The 21882-nt window shown below is 32.9% G+C and carries 15 protein-coding genes; 10 read left to right on the forward strand and 5 right to left on the reverse strand.

Annotated features, from left to right (window positions below; translation table 11 throughout):
* The first annotated feature begins 197 nt into the window (after positions 1-197).
* Positions 198-6485 carry an alpha-2-macroglobulin family protein gene (locus tag HYN56_RS02155; RefSeq protein WP_109190672.1) on the forward strand — a complete coding sequence of 2096 codons (6288 nt, stop codon included), beginning with the start codon at positions 198-200 and terminating at the stop codon, positions 6483-6485.
* 176 nt (positions 6486-6661) lie between these two features.
* On the opposite strand, the gene HYN56_RS02160 is transcribed toward HYN56_RS02155, so the two are convergent.
* The 5 genes from HYN56_RS02160 to hpt form a co-directional block, all read right to left on the reverse strand.
* Positions 6662-8806, reverse strand: coding sequence for a S46 family peptidase (locus HYN56_RS02160; protein ID WP_109190673.1), 2145 nt, complete (start codon positions 8804-8806; stop codon positions 6662-6664).
* Positions 8807-9117: 311 nt separating this feature from the next.
* A complete protein-coding gene (gene obgE, locus HYN56_RS02165; RefSeq protein ID WP_109190674.1) occupies positions 9118-10119 on the reverse strand; it encodes a GTPase ObgE in 1002 nt (333 codons plus the stop codon).
* A gap of 79 nt (positions 10120-10198) precedes the next feature.
* A complete protein-coding gene (locus tag HYN56_RS02170) occupies positions 10199-11473 on the reverse strand; it encodes a hemolysin family protein (RefSeq protein ID WP_109190675.1) in 1275 nt (424 codons plus the stop codon).
* 201 nt (positions 11474-11674) lie between these two features.
* Entirely contained in the window at positions 11675-12247 is a 573-nt protein-coding gene (locus HYN56_RS02175) for an adenylate kinase (RefSeq protein WP_109190676.1), read from the reverse strand.
* A gap of 65 nt (positions 12248-12312) precedes the next feature.
* Entirely contained in the window at positions 12313-12843 is a 531-nt protein-coding gene (gene hpt / locus HYN56_RS02180) for a hypoxanthine phosphoribosyltransferase (RefSeq protein ID WP_109190677.1), read from the reverse strand.
* A gap of 188 nt (positions 12844-13031) precedes the next feature.
* Here hpt and HYN56_RS02185 point away from each other — a divergent pair, with 188 nt between their 5' ends.
* The 9 genes from HYN56_RS02185 to HYN56_RS02225 all read left to right on the forward strand — a co-directional run bounded on the left by HYN56_RS02185 (position 13032) and on the right by HYN56_RS02225 (position 21864).
* A complete protein-coding gene (locus HYN56_RS02185) occupies positions 13032-14312 on the forward strand; it encodes a PQQ-dependent sugar dehydrogenase (RefSeq protein ID WP_109190678.1) in 1281 nt (426 codons plus the stop codon).
* 213 nt (positions 14313-14525) lie between these two features.
* Entirely contained in the window at positions 14526-16616 is a 2091-nt protein-coding gene (locus HYN56_RS02190; protein WP_109190679.1) for a TonB-dependent receptor, read from the forward strand.
* Positions 16617-16640: 24 nt separating this feature from the next.
* Positions 16641-17192 (forward strand): hypothetical protein, encoded by a 552-nt coding sequence (locus HYN56_RS02195; protein WP_109190680.1) that lies wholly within the window; start codon positions 16641-16643, stop codon positions 17190-17192.
* A gap of 291 nt (positions 17193-17483) precedes the next feature.
* Positions 17484-18635, forward strand: a complete 1152-nt coding sequence (locus HYN56_RS02200) for a 5-(carboxyamino)imidazole ribonucleotide synthase (protein WP_109190681.1) — start codon at positions 17484-17486, stop codon at positions 18633-18635.
* Between the two features lie 81 nt (positions 18636-18716).
* Positions 18717-20051: an AAA family ATPase gene (locus HYN56_RS02205; RefSeq protein ID WP_109190682.1), complete on the forward strand. Its 1335-nt coding sequence runs from the start codon at positions 18717-18719 to the stop codon at positions 20049-20051.
* Entirely contained in the window at positions 20023-20277 is a 255-nt protein-coding gene (locus tag HYN56_RS02210; protein ID WP_109190683.1) for a hypothetical protein, read from the forward strand. The genes HYN56_RS02205 and HYN56_RS02210 overlap by 29 nt, the downstream gene beginning before the upstream one ends.
* Positions 20278-20713: 436 nt before the next feature.
* Positions 20714-21199, forward strand: a complete 486-nt coding sequence (gene purE / locus HYN56_RS02215; protein ID WP_012022518.1) for a 5-(carboxyamino)imidazole ribonucleotide mutase — start codon at positions 20714-20716, stop codon at positions 21197-21199.
* 150 nt (positions 21200-21349) lie between these two features.
* The gene (locus tag HYN56_RS02220) at positions 21350-21577 is read left to right on the forward strand and encodes a hypothetical protein (protein ID WP_109190684.1); all 228 of its coding nucleotides are present in this window, start codon (positions 21350-21352) and stop codon (positions 21575-21577) included.
* Positions 21577-21864, forward strand: a complete 288-nt coding sequence (locus tag HYN56_RS02225) for a type II toxin-antitoxin system RelE/ParE family toxin (protein WP_109190685.1) — start codon at positions 21577-21579, stop codon at positions 21862-21864. Before HYN56_RS02220 ends, HYN56_RS02225 begins: the two co-directional genes overlap by 1 nt.
* Positions 21865-21882: the final 18 nt, after the last annotated feature.

The following is a 21882-nucleotide window of genomic DNA, read 5'->3' on the forward strand; positions in this document are numbered from 1 at the left end:
ACTGTTTCATCGGTTAATCGAAATAGCAAATAACTAATAAAACGCTGTAATTATTCTTCAAAAATAAGGAAATATAGAATGCTCTATTTGGTTTTGAAAATAAATTATTAATTTGTACGAAAATTATTTTTAAAAAATAATTTCTAACTATCCCAACCAATAAACGAAATAATTCATCTAAAGATTAAAACCTTATTATGAAAAATATACTTTTTGTATTCTTATTAATCTCCACAGCAATTTTTGGACAGCAAAATGATAAAAAATGGGCAAAAGTCATGTCATTTGAAAATGAGGGCAAAATCAAATCTGCAAATGAAGCTGTAGCAAATATTTACAAAAAATCAGTTTCGAAAAAAGATGAAGGACAAATGATAAAATGCTTTTTTTATCAATCTAAATACTTACAGGTTCTAGATGAAAATTCTAAAACTAAAATAGTAGAAAACCTCAAAAGAGATATTAATCGTGTTTCTATACCTTCTAAAGCGATTTTGAATTTAGTTTATGCAAAGTACTTGCAAAATTCTGACAATTTTGACTACGGAGTAATAGCAGTTGACAGTGCAGTTGCAATAGTTGATGAAGCTGTAGCGGTCATAGATTCTGCAGCTACTGTTGTCACCGATGATGAAATGGCAATTGATTCTGTTGAAGTTCCTCATTCGACTTATATTCCGTATGAACCAATTTCTGAAGAAGAAATTGCACAAGCCTTTGACAGAACTTTAGAAAACGAAGCTGTTTTAAAAACAACTCCATTAAGTAAATACGAAGCAATTTTTGAGTTTCCGTCTTTACAAAAATTCAAAGAAGAAACTTTATGGAATTATCTACTAAAAGAAAACATCGAATTTTATACTGAAAAAATACAATCTTGGAACATTAATATCAGTGATTTTTCAGTCTACAAAGAACAGCTTTTAGGAAACTCTAATGCATTTTTAGAATTAAATCTCGATTTTGTACAAAATCAAAACATCAAAAAAGTTCTAGAACTTTATCAAAAGTTAGAATTAGCTAATCCATCAGTAAAGAACCAATTGGAACGTGCAAAATTCTGCCAAAATTATTTACTGAAATCACCTGAAAATTTCAGTGCTTTTCTAAACAAAATTGAAAGCGAAACTCAAGACAAAAACCTTATTCAAAATATAAAATTAGAGCAAGCTGAAATTCTGTTAGAGCAAGCATCTAAAGAGTTGTATCCAGATAACAATATCAAAGCATTAGAGGTGTTAAATGAAATTATCAAAATTGATGAAACCACAAACGATGCAAAAAAAGCAATTTCTAAAAAATATGATATTTTATCTAAAATTGTAACGCTGCAATTTCAAAAAAACAATTACGAAAATGAAAACACGAGAGCTTTCATTTTTTATAAAAATGTAAATCAATTAAAAATTTCGTTTTACAAGATTGATCTTTTGAAAGTTAGTCACTTTAGTGGAATCTCAGAAATTAAACGAGATTCTTTAGCAAATTCTATAGTTCAAAAACAAAATACAATCAAAACTGAAAGCTATAATTTGATCGATAAACAAAACTATTTCAATTATTCTACAGAAGTCTTACTGCCCAAATTACCAATAGGAAACTATTTGGTTTATTTTGAAAGTAATTCTGATTCAGAAGTTCAAAAAGCATTCGGTTATGAAATTTTCACAGTCTCAAATATTTCAGTTCTTGCCTCTAGAAAAGATAAAATAGAAATCTATCAGGCTTTAGATCGAAAAACTGGAAAACCTTTAAACGATGTTAAGGTAGAATTTGGCAAACAAAATGGAAAAACAGATTTAAACGGAATCGTAAGATTAAAAACAGAAACCAATGACTATGATTATAATTATAGACAGGAACTCATTAAACTTATACAGGACAACGATAGCATTTTGGTGCAAAAAAATTATCTTCGATATATACAAGACTACAAATTATCTGAAAATGAAAAACCAGAAGGAAAAATTGAATTTTATCTGGATCGCGCCATTTACAGACCAGGTCAAACCGCTTTTTATAAAGGAATTGCCTTTCAAAAAAACAATAATAAAACGAGTGTTACTGCCAATACAACATTTCAGATTATTGTAAACGATAAAAATAATCAGCCAATAAAGAAGTTTGAAGCAACAACCAATGAGTACGGTTCTTTTTTTGGTGAGTTTACAATCCCTAAAACAGGATTAACTGGCAGTTATGTTATTATTGCACAAAAGCCTGAAAAATCGCCACAAACAGATCAGACTTATTGGGATCAGATATCTATAAATTATAGCAACGCTTCGTTATATTTTCGGGTTGAAGAGTACAAGCGCCCAAAATTCGAAGTGACTTTTGATAATAAAAAAGAAAGCTATCAACTTAATCAGCCTGTTAAAATAAAAGGTAACGCAAAAGCTTTTGCAGGCAGCAGCATATCTGATGCGTTGGTAAAATATACGGTATCAAGATACACTACTTATTTGAGAAACTATTATGGACGTGAAGAAAACGAAATTTTAGCAGTTGGAGAAACAACAACTGATAACTTAGGGAAATTTATTGTCGATTTTACTGCTACACCGCCTAAAAACAATTCAAAAGAAAATCTACCTATTTTTAATTATGAAATTTCAGCAACTGTTACCGATATCAATGGCGAAACACATTCTGCTCTCACAAACGTAAAAATTGGCTATCACGATTTGATATTGAATACACAGATTCCAAATACGGTAGAAACTAAAAACACTAACGAAATTGCTCTAATCAGTACTAATTTAAATGGAGAATTTTTGGCTGCCAAAGGTGAAGTAAAACTGTATTATCTAAGCCCGCTTTCTAACAAATTCAAAACGAGAAAATTTGAAAAACCTGAAATAGAAACAATTTCAGCAGAAGATTTCGAAAGATTATTTCCTTACGAAAAAAGTTCAGAAATCCTGACCAATAAAAATTCTCAAGAAACAGTGCTATTCTCAAGAAATGTAGATACACAAAAAGACAAAAAGATAACACTAGATTTTATTTCAAATTATAAATCAGGCAATTACAAAATTGTATTTTCTGCAAAAGATAGCTTTGGCAATCCTATAGAAACTACATCTAGTTTTACAATCAAACAAAGCAAAGACAAATTTAATCCGATTAAATTACTCAGTACAGAGCAACTTAACAGTGATCCTAAAAAAGATGGTTTTGTTCTTATAAAAATTACATCAATTATTCCAGAACTATATGTTTTAACAAATGCAAATTATCAGAATAACAACTATTTTGAAAATCTAGCACATCTTCAAAATCACGAAACAACCATTAAAATTCCGCTAAAAAAGGAATTTGAAAAACAATTGATGGTAGATCTTCAATGTGTGTTCGATAATGATAATTTTTATGAGCAAATTATAATTCCCCTTAAAACTCAAAAACCAAAATTAGAATGGATTATTGAGAGTTTTAGAAACAAAATACAGCCTGGAACAAATGAGAATTGGTCTTTTAAACTAAATGGCTTTAATACCAAAAACGAAGCAGAAGTTCTGGCTTCTATGTACGATAGCTCTTTAGATCAGTTTTCTGTAAAAACTTGGGATCTTTTAAATTTTGAAAACTATCACGATAATGGCTCAAACTTTAAAACCGCACTAGGTTTTGATAACAGTTATGCTTCCATCGAAAATCTTAATGCTAGATTTATACGCTTAAGTTTTAGCAATGAAAAAACCAAATTGAATTGGTTTGGTTTTAATTTTTACTCTAGCAGATATGGAGCGGCTGCCATTACAATTGCGGAACTAAAAGATAAAAAAATTGGAAACGAAACTATAAAAGGAGACCCAAATGCAGTTCTAACTGTTGATGAACCAGTCGGAGCTGGAGCATTAAATGAAATAGTTCAGGAAGACAATGCTGTTTATAGTACATCAGCACCATATGTTAAAGTTGATAGCGTAAAATTTGTTGCTCCAAAAATTGATGCTAATTCTACAGCACTATTTATAATTGATGGAAAACCATCAACGGAAGAAGATTTTAAAAAGCTAAAAACAGAAGAGATTCTTGAGATTTTTGTTGTTAAAGATGAGAAAGTAAAAGCATCATATGGAGAAAAAGGTAAAAATGGAGTTATTATTGTAATCACTAAAAGTGCAATGCAGGATTTAACCCAAGTAAAAGCCAGAAAAAACCTTTCTGAAACTGCTTTCTTCTTCCCTAATTTAAAAACAGATTCTAAAGGAAAAATAAGTTTCAACTTTACTTCTCCTGAAGCATTGACCGCTTGGAAATTTCGTTTATTGGCGCATAATAAAGATGCAATTTCTGGTTATTTAGAAAAAAGCGTTATTACTCAAAAAGAGTTAATGGTTTTACCTAATTTCCCACGTTTCTTTAGAGAAAAAGATACAATTGTCATTAGTGCTAAAATTTCAAATGTTACCGCCGAAGCGAAAACCGGAATCGCAAGTTTACAGTTTTTTGATGCCACAACCATGCAGCCAATCGATGCTAAAATGCTTAATACAAAAAACATTAAAAACTTTACCATTTCAGCATACGGAAATACAACGGCAAACTGGATCATTACAATTCCTGAAGGATTACAAGGTGTTCAATATCGAATTGTGGCAAAAGCAGGAAATTTTTCGGATGGAGAAGAAAGTATTCTTCCCGTTCTGACCAATAATATGCTGGTTACAGAAAGTATCCCAATTTGGGTTCGTGAGAGTTCAACTAAAGAATACACTTTCGAAAACTTAAAAAACAATAATTCAACTACTTTAAGGAATCATCAGTTTACTTTAGAATATACTTCAAATCCAACTTGGCTTGCAATCCAATCTTTACCCTATTTAATGGAATACGAACACGAATGTGCCGAACAGACTTTTGCGCGTTATTATGCCAATGCATTAGCTTCTGAAATCATTTCGAGTAATCCGAAGATTGAAAGTATTTTTGAAACCTGGAAAAAAAGCGGCAAACCAGATTCAAAACTAGAAGAAAACGAAGAATTAAAATCGCTTATTCTAGCTGAAACACCTTGGCTGAATGACGCTCAATCTGAAGAGGAAAAGAAAAAGAACCTGTCCCTTTTGTTTGATTTAGAAAAAATGAAAACTTCACAGGAAAACACTTTTGAAAAATTAAAACAAAAACAAAAATCATCTGGAGGTTTTTCTTGGTTTGATGGCGGTTATGAAAACGAATATATAACCCGACATATTCTGGCTGGTTTAGGTCATCTAGAAAAACTGGGCAAAAACAATACAGCCAAAAATGATGAAATTACTAAAACTGGAATTCCGTTTATAGATTCTAAATTTTTAGAATATTATAAAACCACAACCAAAAACCTGAAAGAGAACGAGAAATTAACTTGGTTTAATCCGTATTCTGATCTGCATTATTTGTATACGAGAAGTTTTTACTTAGAGAAATATCCGTTATCAGATACTTTGAAAAAAGCAACAAAACTATATTTAGAAACAGCTAAAAAAGATTGGCTGAATTATTCTCTGTACGAAAAAGGTTTAGCGGCTTTAACTTTGAATCGTTTTGGAGAAAAAGAAAGTGCTAAGAAAATCATCGAAAGTTTAAAAGAAACCGCATCTAACAATGAAGATTGGGGAATGTACTGGATTGCCAATAAATCTGGCTGGTATTGGTATCAGGCGCCAATTGAAACTCAGGCTTTAATAATTGAGGCTTTCGCCGAAGTGACAAACGACACCAAATCGGTTGATGCAATGAAAGTCTGGTTATTAAAAAACAAACAAACTAAAAACTGGCCCACAACAAAATCAACAACTAAAGCCATTTATGCTTTATTAATGCAGGGAACCGACTGGCTTTCGGTAAAAGATAATACGATTATAAAATTGGGAGATGAAAAAGTCATAACCCGAAAACTCGCCGAAAACGAAAAAGAAGCTGAAACAGGTTACATCAAACTGAACTGGAAAGCAGATGAAGTGAAGAAAGAAATGGCTTCTATCAAAATCGAAAACAAATCGAAAGTTCCAGGTTTTGGTGGTGTTTATTGGCAATACTTTGAAGATTTGGATAAAATCAAAAATAACTCTGGTGCAGTTTTGTCTGTTTCGAAAGAATTGTATTTAAAGAAAAGCACTTTAAAAGGTGACGAATTGCAAAAGATAACAGCTAAGAATTTTTTAAAAACAGGAGATTTAGTTACTGTCCGTTTAATTATCACTTCGAAAGAAGATATGGAATATATTCATTTAAAAGACATGAGAGCGTCTTGTTTTGAGCCTGTAGATGTTCTTTCAGAATATAAATACCAACTAGGATATTACATGAGTACAAAAGACGCTGCAACGCATTTCTTCTTTGATAAAATCAATAAAGGAACATATGTTTTAGAATATGATATTCGAGTAAACAACAGTGGTGAATTCTCCAACGGAATTACCACAATCCAAAGTATGTACGCTCCAGAATTTGCAAGCCATACAAAAGGAATTCGAGTGAAAGTTAATTAATAAAATCCCAATTTTTTAAATTTTAAATTCCAAATTCCAAGGAATAAAAAAACCTAACAGTTTTAATCCTGTTAGGTTTTGAATTTTTATTTTACATCGAACTATATAATCCCAATAGTTTCCATTTTTTTGAGAATTTGGAATTTGGGATTTATAAATTGGAATTTAAAATCAGATTATTTAGCAATCGTCAATTCGTCGATAATGTTTTTCGCTCCTGCGTATTTGTCGATAATCCAAAGAACGTAACGAATATCTACGTTGATTGTTCTTTGTAAATTAGAATCAAAAATAACGTCACCAGCCATAGCTTCGATGTTTCCGTCAAAAGCAATACCGATTAATTCTCCTTTTCCATTCAAAACCGGTGAACCTGAGTTTCCTCCGGTAATATCGTTATCAGTTAAGAAGTTTACCGGCATGTAACCTGCTTTATCAGCATATTGTCCAAAATCTTTTTTCTTGTTCAATTCTAATAAACGAGCCGGCAAGTCAAATTCCTGATCTCCTGCTTTGTATTTTTTAACCATACTTTCCATTGTAGTATAGTTGTTGATTTTAGCATCGTTACGAGGATCTGCAGGTAAAGCGCGAACTTTTCCGTAAGTCAATCTCAAAGTAGAGTTTGCATCCGGATATTTAATCGCGTTTAATTTAGATTCTCTTAAACCTTCAACCAATTTACGGAAAGCCGTTGCAAAACCATCATCAGCTTTTGCCTGATCGTCTGTTTTAGAACGGTATTTTGTCAATAAATCATTAGAAATAATATACAATGGATCGTGTGTAATTGCTACTGGTTTCGGATCTGCTAAAAACCCTAATATTTTTTCTTTTGATGTAAAGTAACTTTGTTCCGTTGCTTTTGCTACATCAGCAGTAAAATCGCCGTTGTTAGCTGTTTTCATTTTTGCAATTTCTGGAGCAAGTCCGTATTCAGCAGCTTTAGCAGCATATAAATTCAACTGTGCAGTTAAAATATCCTTTTCTAAAGGAGCATAAAATTCTCCATAAACACTTTCAATCAATGCATTGATTTTAGGAAGCATTTCTGCTTTTTTTGCATCATTCTCTTTGTAGTAAGCAATTAATGCATTTCCTAAATTAGCTGGTGCAGTTGCATAAGCAGAAGTACGTAAAAGCTGTGTCAAATAATTATCATGACGTGCTTTTAAGTTTGTTTCTCTGTAATAATCGTTTATTGTTGGAATTACATTCTCGTACTTTTCTTTATTTGCAGGTTTGCTTGCCCACTCATAGAATTTATCTTCTTGTTCTGCTTTAGTGTCAACCGTTCCTGCTTTTGTTAAAGCATCAATCATACCTTGACGGTTTTTCCAGTAGTTTGCTGTAGAAGCATATTTAGAAGCGTACTGTAAACGAACAGTTGCATCTTTATCCATATACTTTTTCATTACATCCATTCCGGTTTTAGCACCTTCAACCCAAGCAGGATATGCATATTTAATGTTTTGCTCAATTCCTCCAGCTGGCATCCAACGGTTTGTTCTTCCCGGATAACCTAAGATCATGGCAAAATCATTTTCTTTTACCCCTTTAATACTTACAGGTAAATAATGTTTTGGTTTTAAAGGCACATTGTCTTTTGAGTAAGCAGCAGGATTTCCGTCTTTATCTGCATAAACTCTAAACATAGAGAAATCCCCAGTTTGACGAGGCCATTCCCAGTTGTCTGTATCTCCACCAAATTTACCTACACTTTCCGGTGGTGTTCCTACTAAACGAACGTCTGTGTAATCCTGGTAAACAAAGTAGTAATATTCATTTCCTTGAAAGAAAGGACGAACAGAAACGGTGTATTTTCCGTTTTCGCTGTTTTCTTTTTCGATCAAACTGATTTCCTGCTGAATCACTTTGTTTCTTTCCGTTTCCGTCATTTGATCGTTTACTTTAGATAAAATTCTTTTAGAAACATCATCCATGCGAACGAAGAAACGAACAAACAAAGATTTTGGTTTCATTTCCTGACTACGGTCTTTAGCCCAGAAACCATCTTTTAAATAGTTTCTTTCTGCTGACGAAAGTTCAGCAATGGCACTATATCCACAGTGGTGATTTGTCAATACCAAACCAGTATTTGAAACGATTTCGGCAGTACATCCACCATTGAATTGTACAATCGCATCTTTCAAACTGTGATTGTTGATACTGTAAATTTCTTCGGCTGTCAATTGCAAGCCCATTTTTTCCATATCTCTATGGTTCAATCTTTCGATAAACATCAAAAACCACATTCCTTCATCGGCTCTCATAGGGAAAGTCATAAGGCACATGGTCAAGAATAAAATTACTTTTTTCATGTTATTTTGTTTAAGTGATGCGAATATAGCTCATATTTATAATTATTCCACTCAAAACAAATCCAAAATTGCACATGTTTTCGATTTTTTAGTCTTTTATTAAGAATTTAACACAAAACTAGAACACGGATTAAACAGATTCGCTATCGCGAAGACGCGGATTTAAACTGATTTTTTTAAATCCGTGTTTATCCGCGACTTTACGAAGTAAATCCGTTTCATCCGCGTTCTTAATTTCACTATTTATCAGAAACAAAAAAAGGTATTCTGAAAAACAGAATACCTTTTTTAAAATTGTATAAAAATCTAATTTACTCGTTAAGCATTTTCCAAAGTCTGTCTTTCAAATCAGTCAAACCTTGTTGTGCAACAGACGAAATAAACATATAAGGAACATCTTTGAAAGTAACATCTAATTCTGCTTTCAATTCAGCTTTTAATTCGTCATCCAGCATATCGCATTTTGAAATTACTACCAAACGCTCTTTGTCCAGCATTTCAGGGTTGTATTTTGTTAATTCATTAACCAAAATATCATATTCTGCTCTAATATCCGGTGTATCAACTGGAACTAAGAACAGCAACGTTGAGTTACGCTCAATATGACGTAGGAAATAATGCCCTAAACCTTTTCCTTCGGCAGCTCCTTCAATAATTCCAGGAATATCAGCAATTACAAAAGACTGAAAATCTCTGTAAGCTACAATTCCTAAATTTGGTTTTAAAGTCGTAAAAGGATAATCGGCAATTTTTGGTTTTGCTGAAGTTAATACAGACAACAAAGTAGATTTTCCTGCATTTGGAAATCCAACTAAACCAACATCTGCCAAAACTTTAAGTTCCAGAATCACATCCATTTCTACCCCCAGTAAACCTGGCTGTGCATAACGAGGCGTTTGGTTTGTTGAACTTCTAAAATGCCAGTTTCCTAAACCTCCCTTTCCTCCTTTTGCAAGAATCTTTTTTTCGCCGTCTTCGGTGATTTCAAAAAGTGTTTCGCCAGTTTCTTTGTCTTTTACAACAGTTCCTAATGGCACTTCAATGATTTTATCTTCCCCGTCTGCACCTGTACTTCTGTCAGAACCCCCGTCTCCACCGTGACCCGCTTTAACGTGACGTGCAAACTTTAAATGAAATAATGTCCAGAGTCCTTTATTCCCAACTAAATACACATGTCCGCCTCGACCTCCATCTCCACCGTCGGGACCACCTTTTTCAATAAATTTCTCTCTATGTAAATGCGTAGATCCTTTCCCTCCTTTTCCGGAAGAAACATATATCTTAACGTAATCTACAAAATTTCCTTCTGTCATTTTTCTGAATTTCAGATTTTAGATTTTAGATTTTAGATTGCTCTAGCTTCTATTTCTAAATTCTATTGTATTTATTTTTTTATTCTTTCAATGCTCTTACAAGCACTTTATCAATCTTAACGCCGTCCATATCTATCACTTCAAGGACAAATTTCTGCCAGACTAATTTTTCTCCTTCTTTTGGAATATGAGAAAGCTCGGTCATAATCATTCCGCTTACGGTGTTTACTTCGTAATCGTTGGTTAATTCGTCTAACTCAAAATAGGTTAAGAAATCGTGTAACGAATAATGTCCGTCAACCAGCCATGAACCATCTTCTCGTTCTATAAGCTGGAATTCATCTTTGTAAAATTCTGATGCGTCTCCAACTAAAGCTTCCAGAATATCATTCAAAGTAATCAAACCTTGAAAAACTCCATATTCATCTGAAACTAAAGCGTAATGAACTCCTGTTTTCTTGAAATTTTCTAACGCTTTGTAAGCCGTAGTCTGTTCCATTAAATAAGGCGCATCAGAAACTATTGCCGACAAATCGAAATTATCTTTTTCGATGCTGGCGAAGATATTCTTAAGTGTTACCACTCCAACAATATCATCATAATTATCATTATAAACCGGATAAACGGTATGCAGATCCTGAACTACCAATTCTTTAATCTTGTCTTTATCTGCTTTTAACGGCAACATATCAACAGATTTTCGGTGTGTCATTAACGAACTTACTTTTCTGTCTCCGATATGAAAAACGCGCTCCACAATATCCTGTTCAATTTCCTGAACTTCTCCAACTTCTGTTCCTTCTTTGATGATTGCTTTAATTTCTTCTTCGGTCACTTTTCCATCAGCGGTTGGTTTGATTTGTAAAACATTCAACAAGAAATCTGTTGAAGAAGTTAACAACCAAATAAACGGCGCCGTAATGATTGAAATGACTTTCATTGGCATTGCCACCATTTTAGCAATTGCTTCAGGATAATTTAATCCGATTCGTTTTGGAAGTAGTTCTCCTAAAACCAATGAGAAGAAAGTTAAAACTACAACCACAATTCCAACTGCGATTGAATGTGCATAAGGTTTTAAAGCTGCAAAACCTGCCACAAATAATTCAACATCGGCAGTGATTTTATCTCCGGAATAAATACCTGTTAAAATACCGATTAAGGTAATTCCGATTTGTACTGTTGATAAAAATTTGTTTGGCGAATTGGCTAAATCGAGTGCTGTTTTAGCACTTTTATTGCCTTTTTTCGCTGCTGTTTCCAACCTGTTTTTACGGGCTGAAATCAAAGCGATTTCAGACATGGAGAAAACTCCGTTTAGTAGAATTAGAAAAAATATAATTAGTATTTCCAATTGATAGGGGATTCGTTATAAAATGGTCTAGTTAAATGCAATTTGTACTCAATTTATTATAGCCCAGATGGAAGTGAAAAGCCCGGAGCTAAAAAAACTAATTTTTCCTACCAGAAAACAGCGACTGAAAGAAGCTCGTTTTATGGTTTGGAAAAATAGTTTTTTTAGCGAGGACTTGTAACGTACAGCTGGAAAAAGCTTCTACAAATTATCTATAACTGACGTTAAGCGCTCTGTAATATCTTTAATTTCTCCAATACCATTTACAGCGTGAAATTTATTCTGCGCTTTATAATAGTCGATTAATGGAGCTGTTTTTTCATTGTATTCCTGATATCTCACACGAATTTTTTCTTCGTCCTGATCATCTGCTCTTCCGCTTGTTTTTCCTCTTTCTAATAGACGTGCTACTAAAATTTCGTCATCAGCTTCTAAAGCGATTGTTGCTGTTACGCTAGAACCAATTGTTGGCAAAAATTTGTCTAAAGCTTCTGCCTGATTGATTGTTCTTGGGTAACCGTCAAACAAAAATCCTGCTGTATCAGGGTGTTTTTTTACCTCATCAATTAACATTGCAGTTGTTACTTCGCAAGGAACTAATTCTCCATTGTCCATAAAAACTCTTGCTTTTTTTCCTAGTTCAGTATCATTTTTTAAATTGAAACGAAAAATATCTCCTGTTGAAAGGTGTGTTAAATTGTATTTTTCTTTTAAAAATTCTGCCTGAGTTCCTTTTCCTGCACCAGGCTTTCCAAATAAAACGATGTTAATCATAATTGAAATGAGTGTTGTTACTTCTGTCTTTCAGAAGTTTTAAAATGAATATTAGTTGTGTTTTGTTATTCTGCTAATTTGTAAACTTCGGTTAAGTTTCTTCCTAATCCATCATAGTCCAAACCATAACCCACAATAAATTTGTTCGGAATTCTAATTCCGATGTAATCTATTTTTATGTCTTTTTTATATGCCTCCGGTTTAAAAAACAAAGTTGCAATTTTAAAATGCTTTACATTTCTTTCTTTAAACAAGTGTTTCAATTCTTCGATTGTATTTCCGGTATCGATAATATCTTCGATGATAATTACGGTTCTTCCAGACAAATCCTGATTGATTCCGATTAATTCTTTAACCGAATTTGTTGTTTCTGTTCCTTCATACGATGCCATTTTGATGAATGAAACCTCGCATGGTTTTTTATATTTTTTTAGAAAATCTGATACGACCATAAAGGCACCATTCAAAACTCCAATAAAAATTGGCGTATCATCTCCAAAATCGTCTTCTACCTGAGCCACTATTTTAGTTAAAGCAAAATCAATTTCTTTAGCCGAAATAAACGGAACAAATTGTTTATCGTGAAGTTGTATCATTATTTTTCTTTTTAAAATAATGGACAAAGATACAGAATTAGAACTTAACAGCTTATATCAAAATGGACTGTATCCGGATTATTTTTTTGGGAATGTTAAATATCAGTTAATATTTACAAACCGGTCTTTTAGGCTATTTTAAATTTCAGTAAATTGTTATGATATAATTATTTAACTCCAAAAAACCAATGAAAAAATCGTTAATCCTGTTTTCAATTCCGTTATTAGCTTTAATGACTTCCTGCAACGGACAAGTAAAAAAAGAAGAAAAAGAAGCACTTGCCAAACAGCCCGGAAATGTGGTAAAAACAGCTATAGGAGACATTACACTTCCTCCGCCCTACGCAACCGAATCCAAAACAAAGAACAGTAAAGTTATAGGATGGCCAGAAGGCAAAACGCCAAAAGCACCGGAAGGTTTTACGGTAACCAAATTTGCTGACGGATTTAGCAATCCGCGTTGGAGTTATATTGCGCCAAACAATGATATTTTTGTTGTGGAAAGCGGAACCAGAACAAGTAAAAACCAAATTATAGTTTTGCGTGACAAGGATAAAGACGGAAAATATGAAACTCGCGAAGTTTTTATTTCTGGTTTAAACAGACCTTTGGGAATGCTGATTCTTAAAGACTTTTTTTACATTGCCAATACCGACGGACTTTACCGTTATCCTTATAAAAATGCCCCATTAAAATTAGAAACTCAGGGAACTAAAATTGTTGAACTTCCTGCTGGCGGATACAACAATCACTGGACAAGAAGTTTACTCGCTAATCCTGAAGGAACAAAAATTTATATTGGTGTTGGTTCAGGAAGTAATGTGGGAGAAAACGGAATGGATAAAGAAATTCGTCGTGCTGCCATTTTAGAAATTAATCCTGACGGAACCGGCGAAAAAATTTATGCTGAAGGCCTTAGAAACCCAATGGGAATGGACTGGAATCCAGCCAACAAAAAAGAACTTTGGACAGCGGTAAATGAAAGAGATGAACTTGGCGATGATTTGGTTCCGGATTATATCACGAGTGTAAAAAGAGGCGGTTTTTATGGATGGCCTTATTCGTATTTTGGAAGTATTCCTGACCCAAGATGGAAAGGGAAAGGTGAACGAAAAGATTTGATAGAAAGAGCTATTGTTCCCGATGTTCCGGTTGGTGCACACACTGCTTCTTTAGGATTGGCTTTTTACACTAAAGATGCTTTTCCTGCTAAATATAAAAACGGAGCTTTCGTTGGTCAGCATGGTTCTTGGAACCGATCTGTAATTTCAGGTTACAAAGTTTTATTTGTTCCTTTTAAAGATGGAAAACCTTCAGGCAAACCAGAAGATTTTTTAACCGGATTTATTTCTGATAATGATAAAGCAGAAGTTTATGGACGCCCAGTTGCTGTAACGGTTATGAATGATGGATCGCTTTTGGTAAATGATGATAGCGGCAATACGATTTGGAAGGTAACAGCTAAATAAAATTCCAATTTTTGAAATTCCAAATTCCAATCTTTAAAAAGATTTTAAACACATAGAGACATAGATTTTTTTGCATTAAAAAGTTGATTTAAGAAAACTCGTTTTACACATAGCTACTATGTGAATTTAAATTAGTGAAACGCCTTTTTTGCCTCAATCAATGCTATGTTTCTATGTGTTAAAATAAAACCGCACTTTTAACTCCGCCCATTTATGTTTTTCCAAAAATGTTTTCTTTTTCTTTTATTTTTTTTTGTTTCTAAAAACATTTCAGCACAAGAAAATATTGATTCTGTCAAAACTCAAAAACTAAACGAAGTTTTAATAAGTCCTCTTCATATTAATCGGGATTTGCAGAATAGTCCGGCTTCGATTGGCATTTTATCTGAAAAAGAATTACTTCGAAATAACACTACAGATATTAGCAATGTTATCAATACGATTCCGGGTGTTTTTATGCAATCGTCGAATATTACGACCACCCGAATCTCGATTCACGGAATTGGCGCGAGAACTCCGTACGGAACTAATAAAATTAGGGCATTTTACGGAACTATTCCGCTGACATCTGGAAACAGTGAAACGGTTATTGATGATATTGATCTTCAAAACATCAATCAAGTCGAAGTCATAAAAGGTCCACTTTCGAGTATTTACGGAGCGGGTTTGGGTGGAGCGATTTTAATTTCGCCAGAAACATTTAATAAATCCAAGTATCAAACTGAAATGAGTTCTGTTTTTGGATCTTTTGGATTATTGAAAAACAGAGTCGGTTTTAATTGGAACGAAAAAAGTGCTTCTTTCAATCTGAGTTATCATAATTTAAAAACCGACGGCTGGCGCGAAAACAGCGCTTACAATCGGGAAGGAATTACACTCGGAGGAGAATTATTCCAAAAGAAAAACAGCAAACTGACTTACTTTTCAAACTATACTTATTTGAAGGCTTTTATTCCGAGTTCAATCAATAAGACCACTTTCGAAAACAATCCTCAAGCTGGAGCGCCGACTTGGGTTGCTTCAAAAGGTTTTAAAGAATACAAATCGACTTTGGCAGGATTAGCTTATGATTTTAAAATTAATAATCATCTCCAAAATTCAACTTCCGTTTTTATCAATTACAAAGACAGCAACGAACCGCGTCCTTTTGATATTTTGCGCCAATATACTTTTGCTTCGGGCTTGAGAACTCAGTTTTCAGGAGATTTTAAACTTGGAAAAATTAAAAATCAATTTATTGCGGGACTGGAATATTTCAGAGATAATTATAGTGGAAATACTTTTCAAAACTTATATCAGCAAAATAATGGAAACGGAAGTTTGCAAGGCAATCAACTTACCGCAACCGATCAAAAAAGAGATTTTTACAACATTTTTTCTCAAATCAGGACTTTGCTTTCGGAACATTTTGAGATTCAGGCGGGTTTAAATTACAACAAAACTAAATTTGAATTGCAAAATGATTTTCCCGCTTCCGTGAATAATCCGAAGGAAAGATATAGTTATGATGGGATTTTTTCGCCACAGCTTTCTTTTCTTTATAAACCAAATGAAGTTCGAACCTTTTACTTTTCTGTAAGTCGAGGATTTTCTCTTCCTGCAACTGAAGAAACTTTAACTTCAACAGGAAACATCAATTCTGACATTAAACCCGAAACAGGTTATAATTTTGAATTGGGCGGAAAACTGCACTTTTTCAATAGAAAACTCTACACCGAAATTGCTATTTACCGAATGGTAATTAAAGATTTATTGGTTGCCAAAAGAATCGGCGACGATCAATATGAAGGTGTAAATACCGGGAAAACTTTTCATGAAGGAATTGAGATTTCCTTAAATCACAATTGGCCAATAAATAGAATTTTCACTTTGAACTCTTATGTTGGCGCTTCCATCGGAAATTATGAATTTAAAGAATTTGTTGATAACGGGAATGATTATTCAGGAAACAAACTAACCGGAGTTCCGGCCAATACTGCAAGTGCAGGTTTTACTTTAAATACATCATCTGGATTTTATTTTTCAGCCGATTTCCAGTTTACAGATAAAATCCCAATGAACGATTCTAACGCCGATTATTCCGATTCTTATTCACTTCTGAATTTAAAAGCCGGTTATCAATTTGAAATTCTATCGGGTTTAAAAGCTCACTTTGACGCAGGAATCAATAATGTCATGAACGAAAAATACGCTTCCATGATTTTGACCAATGCCACTGCCGTTGGAAATGCACAACCAAGATTTTACTACCCTGGATTACCAATAAATTATTACGGAATTATCTCATTAAATTATGTATTTTAGCACAGTATTTAATTCCACAAAACAATGCTTTCCGAATTGCAGAAAAAACTGGATTACGTCAATGCTTACAGAGAAAATCGTCTCAAAACGGCAAAAGATGTTTTAGAAAACCCTTCACTTTTTAGTGAATTGGTTTCGATTTGCTTTTCGCCCCAAGACAAAAACAATCATAAAGCCTGCTGGATTTTAGAATTTGTCTCTTACGAAGAATTGCATTGGCTTCAGCCTCATCTTGATTTTTTCTGTTCAAATTTAAAAGTTTTAAAAGATGAAAGTTCGATGCGTCCTATCGCAAAAGTGACACAACTTTTGGTAAAATCGCATTACAAGAAAAACGAAAACGGGATTCAGCTTTCAGAAGAAAATCTACAAGATTGCATCGAAGCCTCTTTCGACTGGCTGATTAACGATACCAAAGTTGCCACAAAAGCGTATTCCATAAGAACCTTATATATTCTAGGAAATTATTACGACTGGATTCATCCTGAACTCAAAGTGATAATTGATAAAGATTTCGGAGACCACTCGCCCGCATACAAAGCCGTTGCCAAAGAAGTTTTGAAGAAAATAAAATAGTTTTTTGTTGGCCACAGATTAAACGGATTAGAAAGGATTTTTTTTCGCCACAACCCGAGCGATAGCGAACAGGCGAAGCAATTACACGAATTTTTACGAATTATTTTTTTTTAATCCAACCTAAAAAATTAGTGGAAATTCGTGTAATTCGTGGCAACCCAAAACCCACAAAAAGAAAAATCATTTTAAGCCTTCTAATCTGTGGCAAAACCTTTATGAACCCAACAAGGAAAAAACTAAATTTTGGCTAAAAAAAGATTAAAAAGTATCTTTGCAAAAACACAACACAAAATGAATTATTTTTCTTCTGATTTTAAATTAGGAATATTAGGTGGCGGACAATTAGGTAAAATGCTTTTGTTTGACACCAGAAAATTTGACATACAAACTTACGTTCTGGATCCAAGCAACGAAGCGCCGAGTAAAATTGCCTGCAACAAGTTTTTTCAAGGCGATTTAATGGATTATGAAACCGTTTACAACTTCGGAAAACAAGTCGATGTTTTGACTTTTGAAATCGAATTGGTAAACCTTGAAGCTTTAACGCAATTAGAAAACGAAGGCTTAAAAGTATATCCATCTCCAAAAACTTTAAAAGGAATTCAGAATAAAGGTGTTCAAAAAGATTTTTACGCTAAAAATAATATCCCAACTGCACCATTCGAAAGATTTGAAAATTTAGAACAACTAAAATCTAAAATCAGCGATCTGAAATTACCTTTTGTATGGAAATGCACCGAATTTGGTTATGATGGAAATGGTGTAAAAATAGTTCGCCAGGCTTCCGATTTAGATACATTGCCAAATGTAGAATGCATTGCAGAAACTATGGTTCCGTTCAAAAACGAATTGGCTGTAATTGTAGTTAGAAATCCTTCAGGAGAAATGAAAACCTATCCAGTTGTCGAAATGGAATTTCACCCAGAAGCCAACCAAGTAGAATATGTAATCTGCCCAGCAAGAATCCATGATAAAGTAGCTGAAAAAGCCAGAGCAATTGCTTTGCAGGTTTCAGAAAACTTCAATCACGTTGGTCTTTTGGCTGTTGAAATGTTCCAAACTCAGGATGACGAAATTTTGGTTAACGAAGTTGCTCCTCGCCCACACAATTCTGGTCATTATTCTATTGAAGCAAGTTATACTTCACAATTCGAAAATCATTTACGCGCTATTTTAGATCTTCCGTTAGGAAACACAGACAGCAAAGTTGCCGGAATTATGGTCAATTTAGTTGGTGCCGAAGGTCATTCTGGAAATGTTATTTACGAAAATATCGAAACCATTTTAGGATGGGATGGCGTTACGCCACATATCTACGGTAAAAAACAAACACGCCCGTTCAGAAAAATGGGTCACGTTACGATTGTAAATGAAGATATGGCTGAAGCACGAAGAATCGCACAGGAAGTTAAGGAAACTATTAAAGTGATCAGTGGGCAATAATTTTTAGTGTTCAGTTTTCAGTCGCAGTTTTCTATTTAAAATCACAATCGTTTTTTAATTAGCTTTGTAAAAATTCAATAAATGAAAATTTCAAAATTACATATCGATCAGTTTAGACATTTGGAAAATCTAGATTTTGATTTTACATATCCTGAAGATTTCCATATTGAAGAAAAAAGGGGAAAACCTTTAGATAAAATATGTTTTATTGGACAAAGTGCTACTGGTAAAACAGGATTACTAGAATTGATTTATGAGTATTCTAAAAACATTTTAGATATTGAAGTCGTAAATGGAAATAGTTTATTTAGGATTAAAAGTATTATCAGAGATAAAGGCGAAGTTGTTTTTTTAATAAAAAATGAAATTTTCCATTTAAGGAATAATGAAATCTATTTTAAAGGTCGAAGTTATAAAGATGATAACAATACCGGTGGTAGCGTGACATCTTTAATTCCACGAAAAGAAACGAACACCCCTTCTTATTTTAAAGCGAGTCTAATTTCTGACAAGAATATTGAAATATTTGAAAAAAATCCAATCGAAATATTTGAAAAATACGCTGACCTTCCATCCATAAAGTTTGAAAATTTTGTGGAATCAAATGATTACACAAAATTATTTGATGACAATGTTAGACCAGAAATGTGGCTTTTATTACTCCAAGAGATTCTAGAATATAGAAAAAAATTAAACCAAAAACTATCTGAATTAGTGAACAAAGGTTTACTTTCAAATACTGAAAAATTAACTATAGAATATAAAAAATGGCAGAAAGAAAATCCAAATAAATTAGAATCTTTCGCAAATAAATTCAACCCGCTTTTAGAAAAGCTTAATTTAGAAGTTGATTTAGTCAATACTGAATATTCTATTCCAATCTTAAACAAAAAGACAGAAGAAACAATTCCAATTCAAAATACTAGTACTGGAACAAAAGGTTTATTATTAACTTTTTTGCCTTTATTTAAATTAGATACCAAAAATTCAATAATTTTAATTGACGAACCTGAGAGATCATTATATCCAGATATGCAAATGGAACTAATAGATCACTATAAAAACCTTGCGCCAGAAGCACAATTTATTGTCGCTACACATTCCCCTTTTATTGCAGCTTCATTTGAACCAGAAGAAAGATTTATTTTATATTTCGACAATGAAGGTAAAGTTGCTGTTCGTAGAGGTATTTCTCCTATCGGAGATGACCCAAATGATATGCTTTTTAATGATTTCGGTGTAAACTATTATAATGATGATGTACAAGAAAAGTTTAAAGAATATCTCTCGTTACTAGACAAAGTAAAATCGGAAAATAATAAAGAGTTAAAGAAAAAATATCTTTTAGAAGCTTCTAAATTAGGCAATCAGTACAATTTTATTTTAGATGAAAAAAACAAAGAAAGACTCCAATAATTCTAAAATCATAACTGATAATTTACAATACAATTGTAAAAAGGGAGCAAATAATAGTTTATTAGGCTCTATTCTTCTAAAAGAACAAAAAAGCTTCTGTGCCTATTCAGAAGAATTTATAGATCCAATCAGCGATGCTAATGACATTGAACATTTTAACCCAGATTTAAAATGTTCCGATCAAGATTCATATTCGAATTGGTTTAAAGTTAAAAAACAAAGTTAATTTTCGAAAAAGACAAAAAGAATTAGAATTTAAAAGAAACAACATCTCTTTTGATGATATTTTACAGCCTTGTGAAGATGATTTTGAAGAAAAACTAGTATATATAGTTGGTGAATATCGTTTTGAAGAAAGTTCAGACATTAAAGTTAAAAACCTTATAGATTTTTTAGAATTAAATATACCCGAAAAAATTGAACAGAGACGTAATTTCATCATTAGAAAAAGAAAAGAAATAGAAAAGTTTGGAGTTTCACCAGAAGACTTTTTTTCTATACTTATTGAAGACGATATAAGACAAATATCATATTTACGAGCAATTCAAGAAGAATTCGGTATTGACATTTGGAACATGATTCCAGAAATAGAATAATAATTTCAGGTTCTGTTATCAGTCTAAACAAAACTTGAAACTTGAAACAAAACAAACAAAAAACACATGAGCAAAGTAGCCATTATAATGGGAAGCATCTCAGACATGCCAGTTATGCAGGATGCAATAGACATATTAAAACAATTTAATGTAGAAGTTGAAGTAGATATCGTTTCGGCACACAGAACGCCGGAAAAATTATTCGATTTCAGCAAAAATGCACATACTCGCGGGATTTCGGTAATTATTGCCGGAGCGGGCGGTGCAGCACATTTACCTGGAATGGTGGCTTCAATGTCTCCGCTTCCTGTAATTGGGGTTCCAGTAAAATCAAGCAATTCGATCGATGGTTGGGATTCTGTATTATCAATTCTACAAATGCCAGGTGGCGTTCCTGTTGCAACGGTAGCTTTAAACGGAGCAAAAAATGCCGGAATTTTAGCCGCACAAATCATCGGAAGCCACGATAAAAAAGTTTTAGATACTATTATTTCTTATAAAGAAGAATTAAAAGCTGCGGTTAATAAAGCGGCTGAAGGTTTAAAAAAGTAATTTCACAGAGATACACAAAGAAGACACAGAGACACGCAAATTTTTTGTGTATCTCTGTGTTTTACTTTACGAAATAATCTGCATCGGAATTATTAACTAATCATTATAAAAATTTCTAAAAGAAAAACTTAACTTTGGAAAAAAGCAAAAATGAACATTCAAACTTCTAAAATAGAGCTCGCTAAAATTGTTTTAGACATTGATAATCCTGATTTAATTCAGGAAATTGTAGAGTTCATTCAATCTAAAGAAAGCCTTTCTGAAAAATTAAAAAACAATATAAATGAGGCTATTTATTCTTTAGACAATAATGAAGGAATTTCTCATGATGCTGTTATGGAAGAAACCAAAAATCGTTATTCAAAATATTTTAAGTAATGAATGTAATTTGGGCTCCACAAGCTAAACAAGACTTTTGGAACAACATCGATTATTTGGAAGCAGAATGGTCGGAAAAAGTTGCTCAAAATTTCATTGAAAAAGTAAATACCACAATTGCACTTTTAAAAAATGACAATGTTTTATTTCTCAAAACAAATTATAAAAATGTTTATAAAATTGTCATTACCAAACACATTTCACTTTACTACCGTATCGAAAACACTAATTTAGAATTACTCCGTTTTTGGAATACTTTTCAAGATTCGAAGAAATTCAAATTATGATTTCCTAATTTTATATTT

It is taken from the genome of Flavobacterium crocinum (genome assembly GCF_003122385.1).
GTDB lineage: Bacteria > Bacteroidota > Bacteroidia > Flavobacteriales > Flavobacteriaceae > Flavobacterium > Flavobacterium crocinum.

Coding starts and splice junctions, on each gene's coding strand:
- HYN56_RS02155 (WP_109190672.1), top strand. CDS start 198: ATGAAAAATATACTTTTTGTATTCTTATTAATCTCCACAGCAATTTTT.
- HYN56_RS02160 (WP_109190673.1), bottom strand. CDS start 8,806: ATGAAAAAAGTAATTTTATTCTTGACCATGTGCCTTATGACTTTCCCT.
- obgE (WP_109190674.1), bottom strand. CDS start 10,119: ATGACAGAAGGAAATTTTGTAGATTACGTTAAGATATATGTTTCTTCC.
- HYN56_RS02175 (WP_109190676.1), bottom strand. CDS start 12,247: ATGATTAACATCGTTTTATTTGGAAAGCCTGGTGCAGGAAAAGGAACT.
- hpt (WP_109190677.1), bottom strand. CDS start 12,843: ATGATACAACTTCACGATAAACAATTTGTTCCGTTTATTTCGGCTAAA.
- HYN56_RS02185 (WP_109190678.1), top strand. CDS start 13,032: ATGAAAAAATCGTTAATCCTGTTTTCAATTCCGTTATTAGCTTTAATG.
- HYN56_RS02190 (WP_109190679.1), top strand. CDS start 14,526: ATGTTTTTCCAAAAATGTTTTCTTTTTCTTTTATTTTTTTTTGTTTCT.
- HYN56_RS02195 (WP_109190680.1), top strand. CDS start 16,641: ATGCTTTCCGAATTGCAGAAAAAACTGGATTACGTCAATGCTTACAGA.
- HYN56_RS02200 (WP_109190681.1), top strand. CDS start 17,484: ATGAATTATTTTTCTTCTGATTTTAAATTAGGAATATTAGGTGGCGGA.
- HYN56_RS02205 (WP_109190682.1), top strand. CDS start 18,717: ATGAAAATTTCAAAATTACATATCGATCAGTTTAGACATTTGGAAAAT.
- HYN56_RS02210 (WP_109190683.1), top strand. CDS start 20,023: ATGAAAAAAACAAAGAAAGACTCCAATAATTCTAAAATCATAACTGAT.
- purE (WP_012022518.1), top strand. CDS start 20,714: ATGAGCAAAGTAGCCATTATAATGGGAAGCATCTCAGACATGCCAGTT.
- HYN56_RS02220 (WP_109190684.1), top strand. CDS start 21,350: ATGAACATTCAAACTTCTAAAATAGAGCTCGCTAAAATTGTTTTAGAC.
- HYN56_RS02225 (WP_109190685.1), top strand. CDS start 21,577: ATGAATGTAATTTGGGCTCCACAAGCTAAACAAGACTTTTGGAACAAC.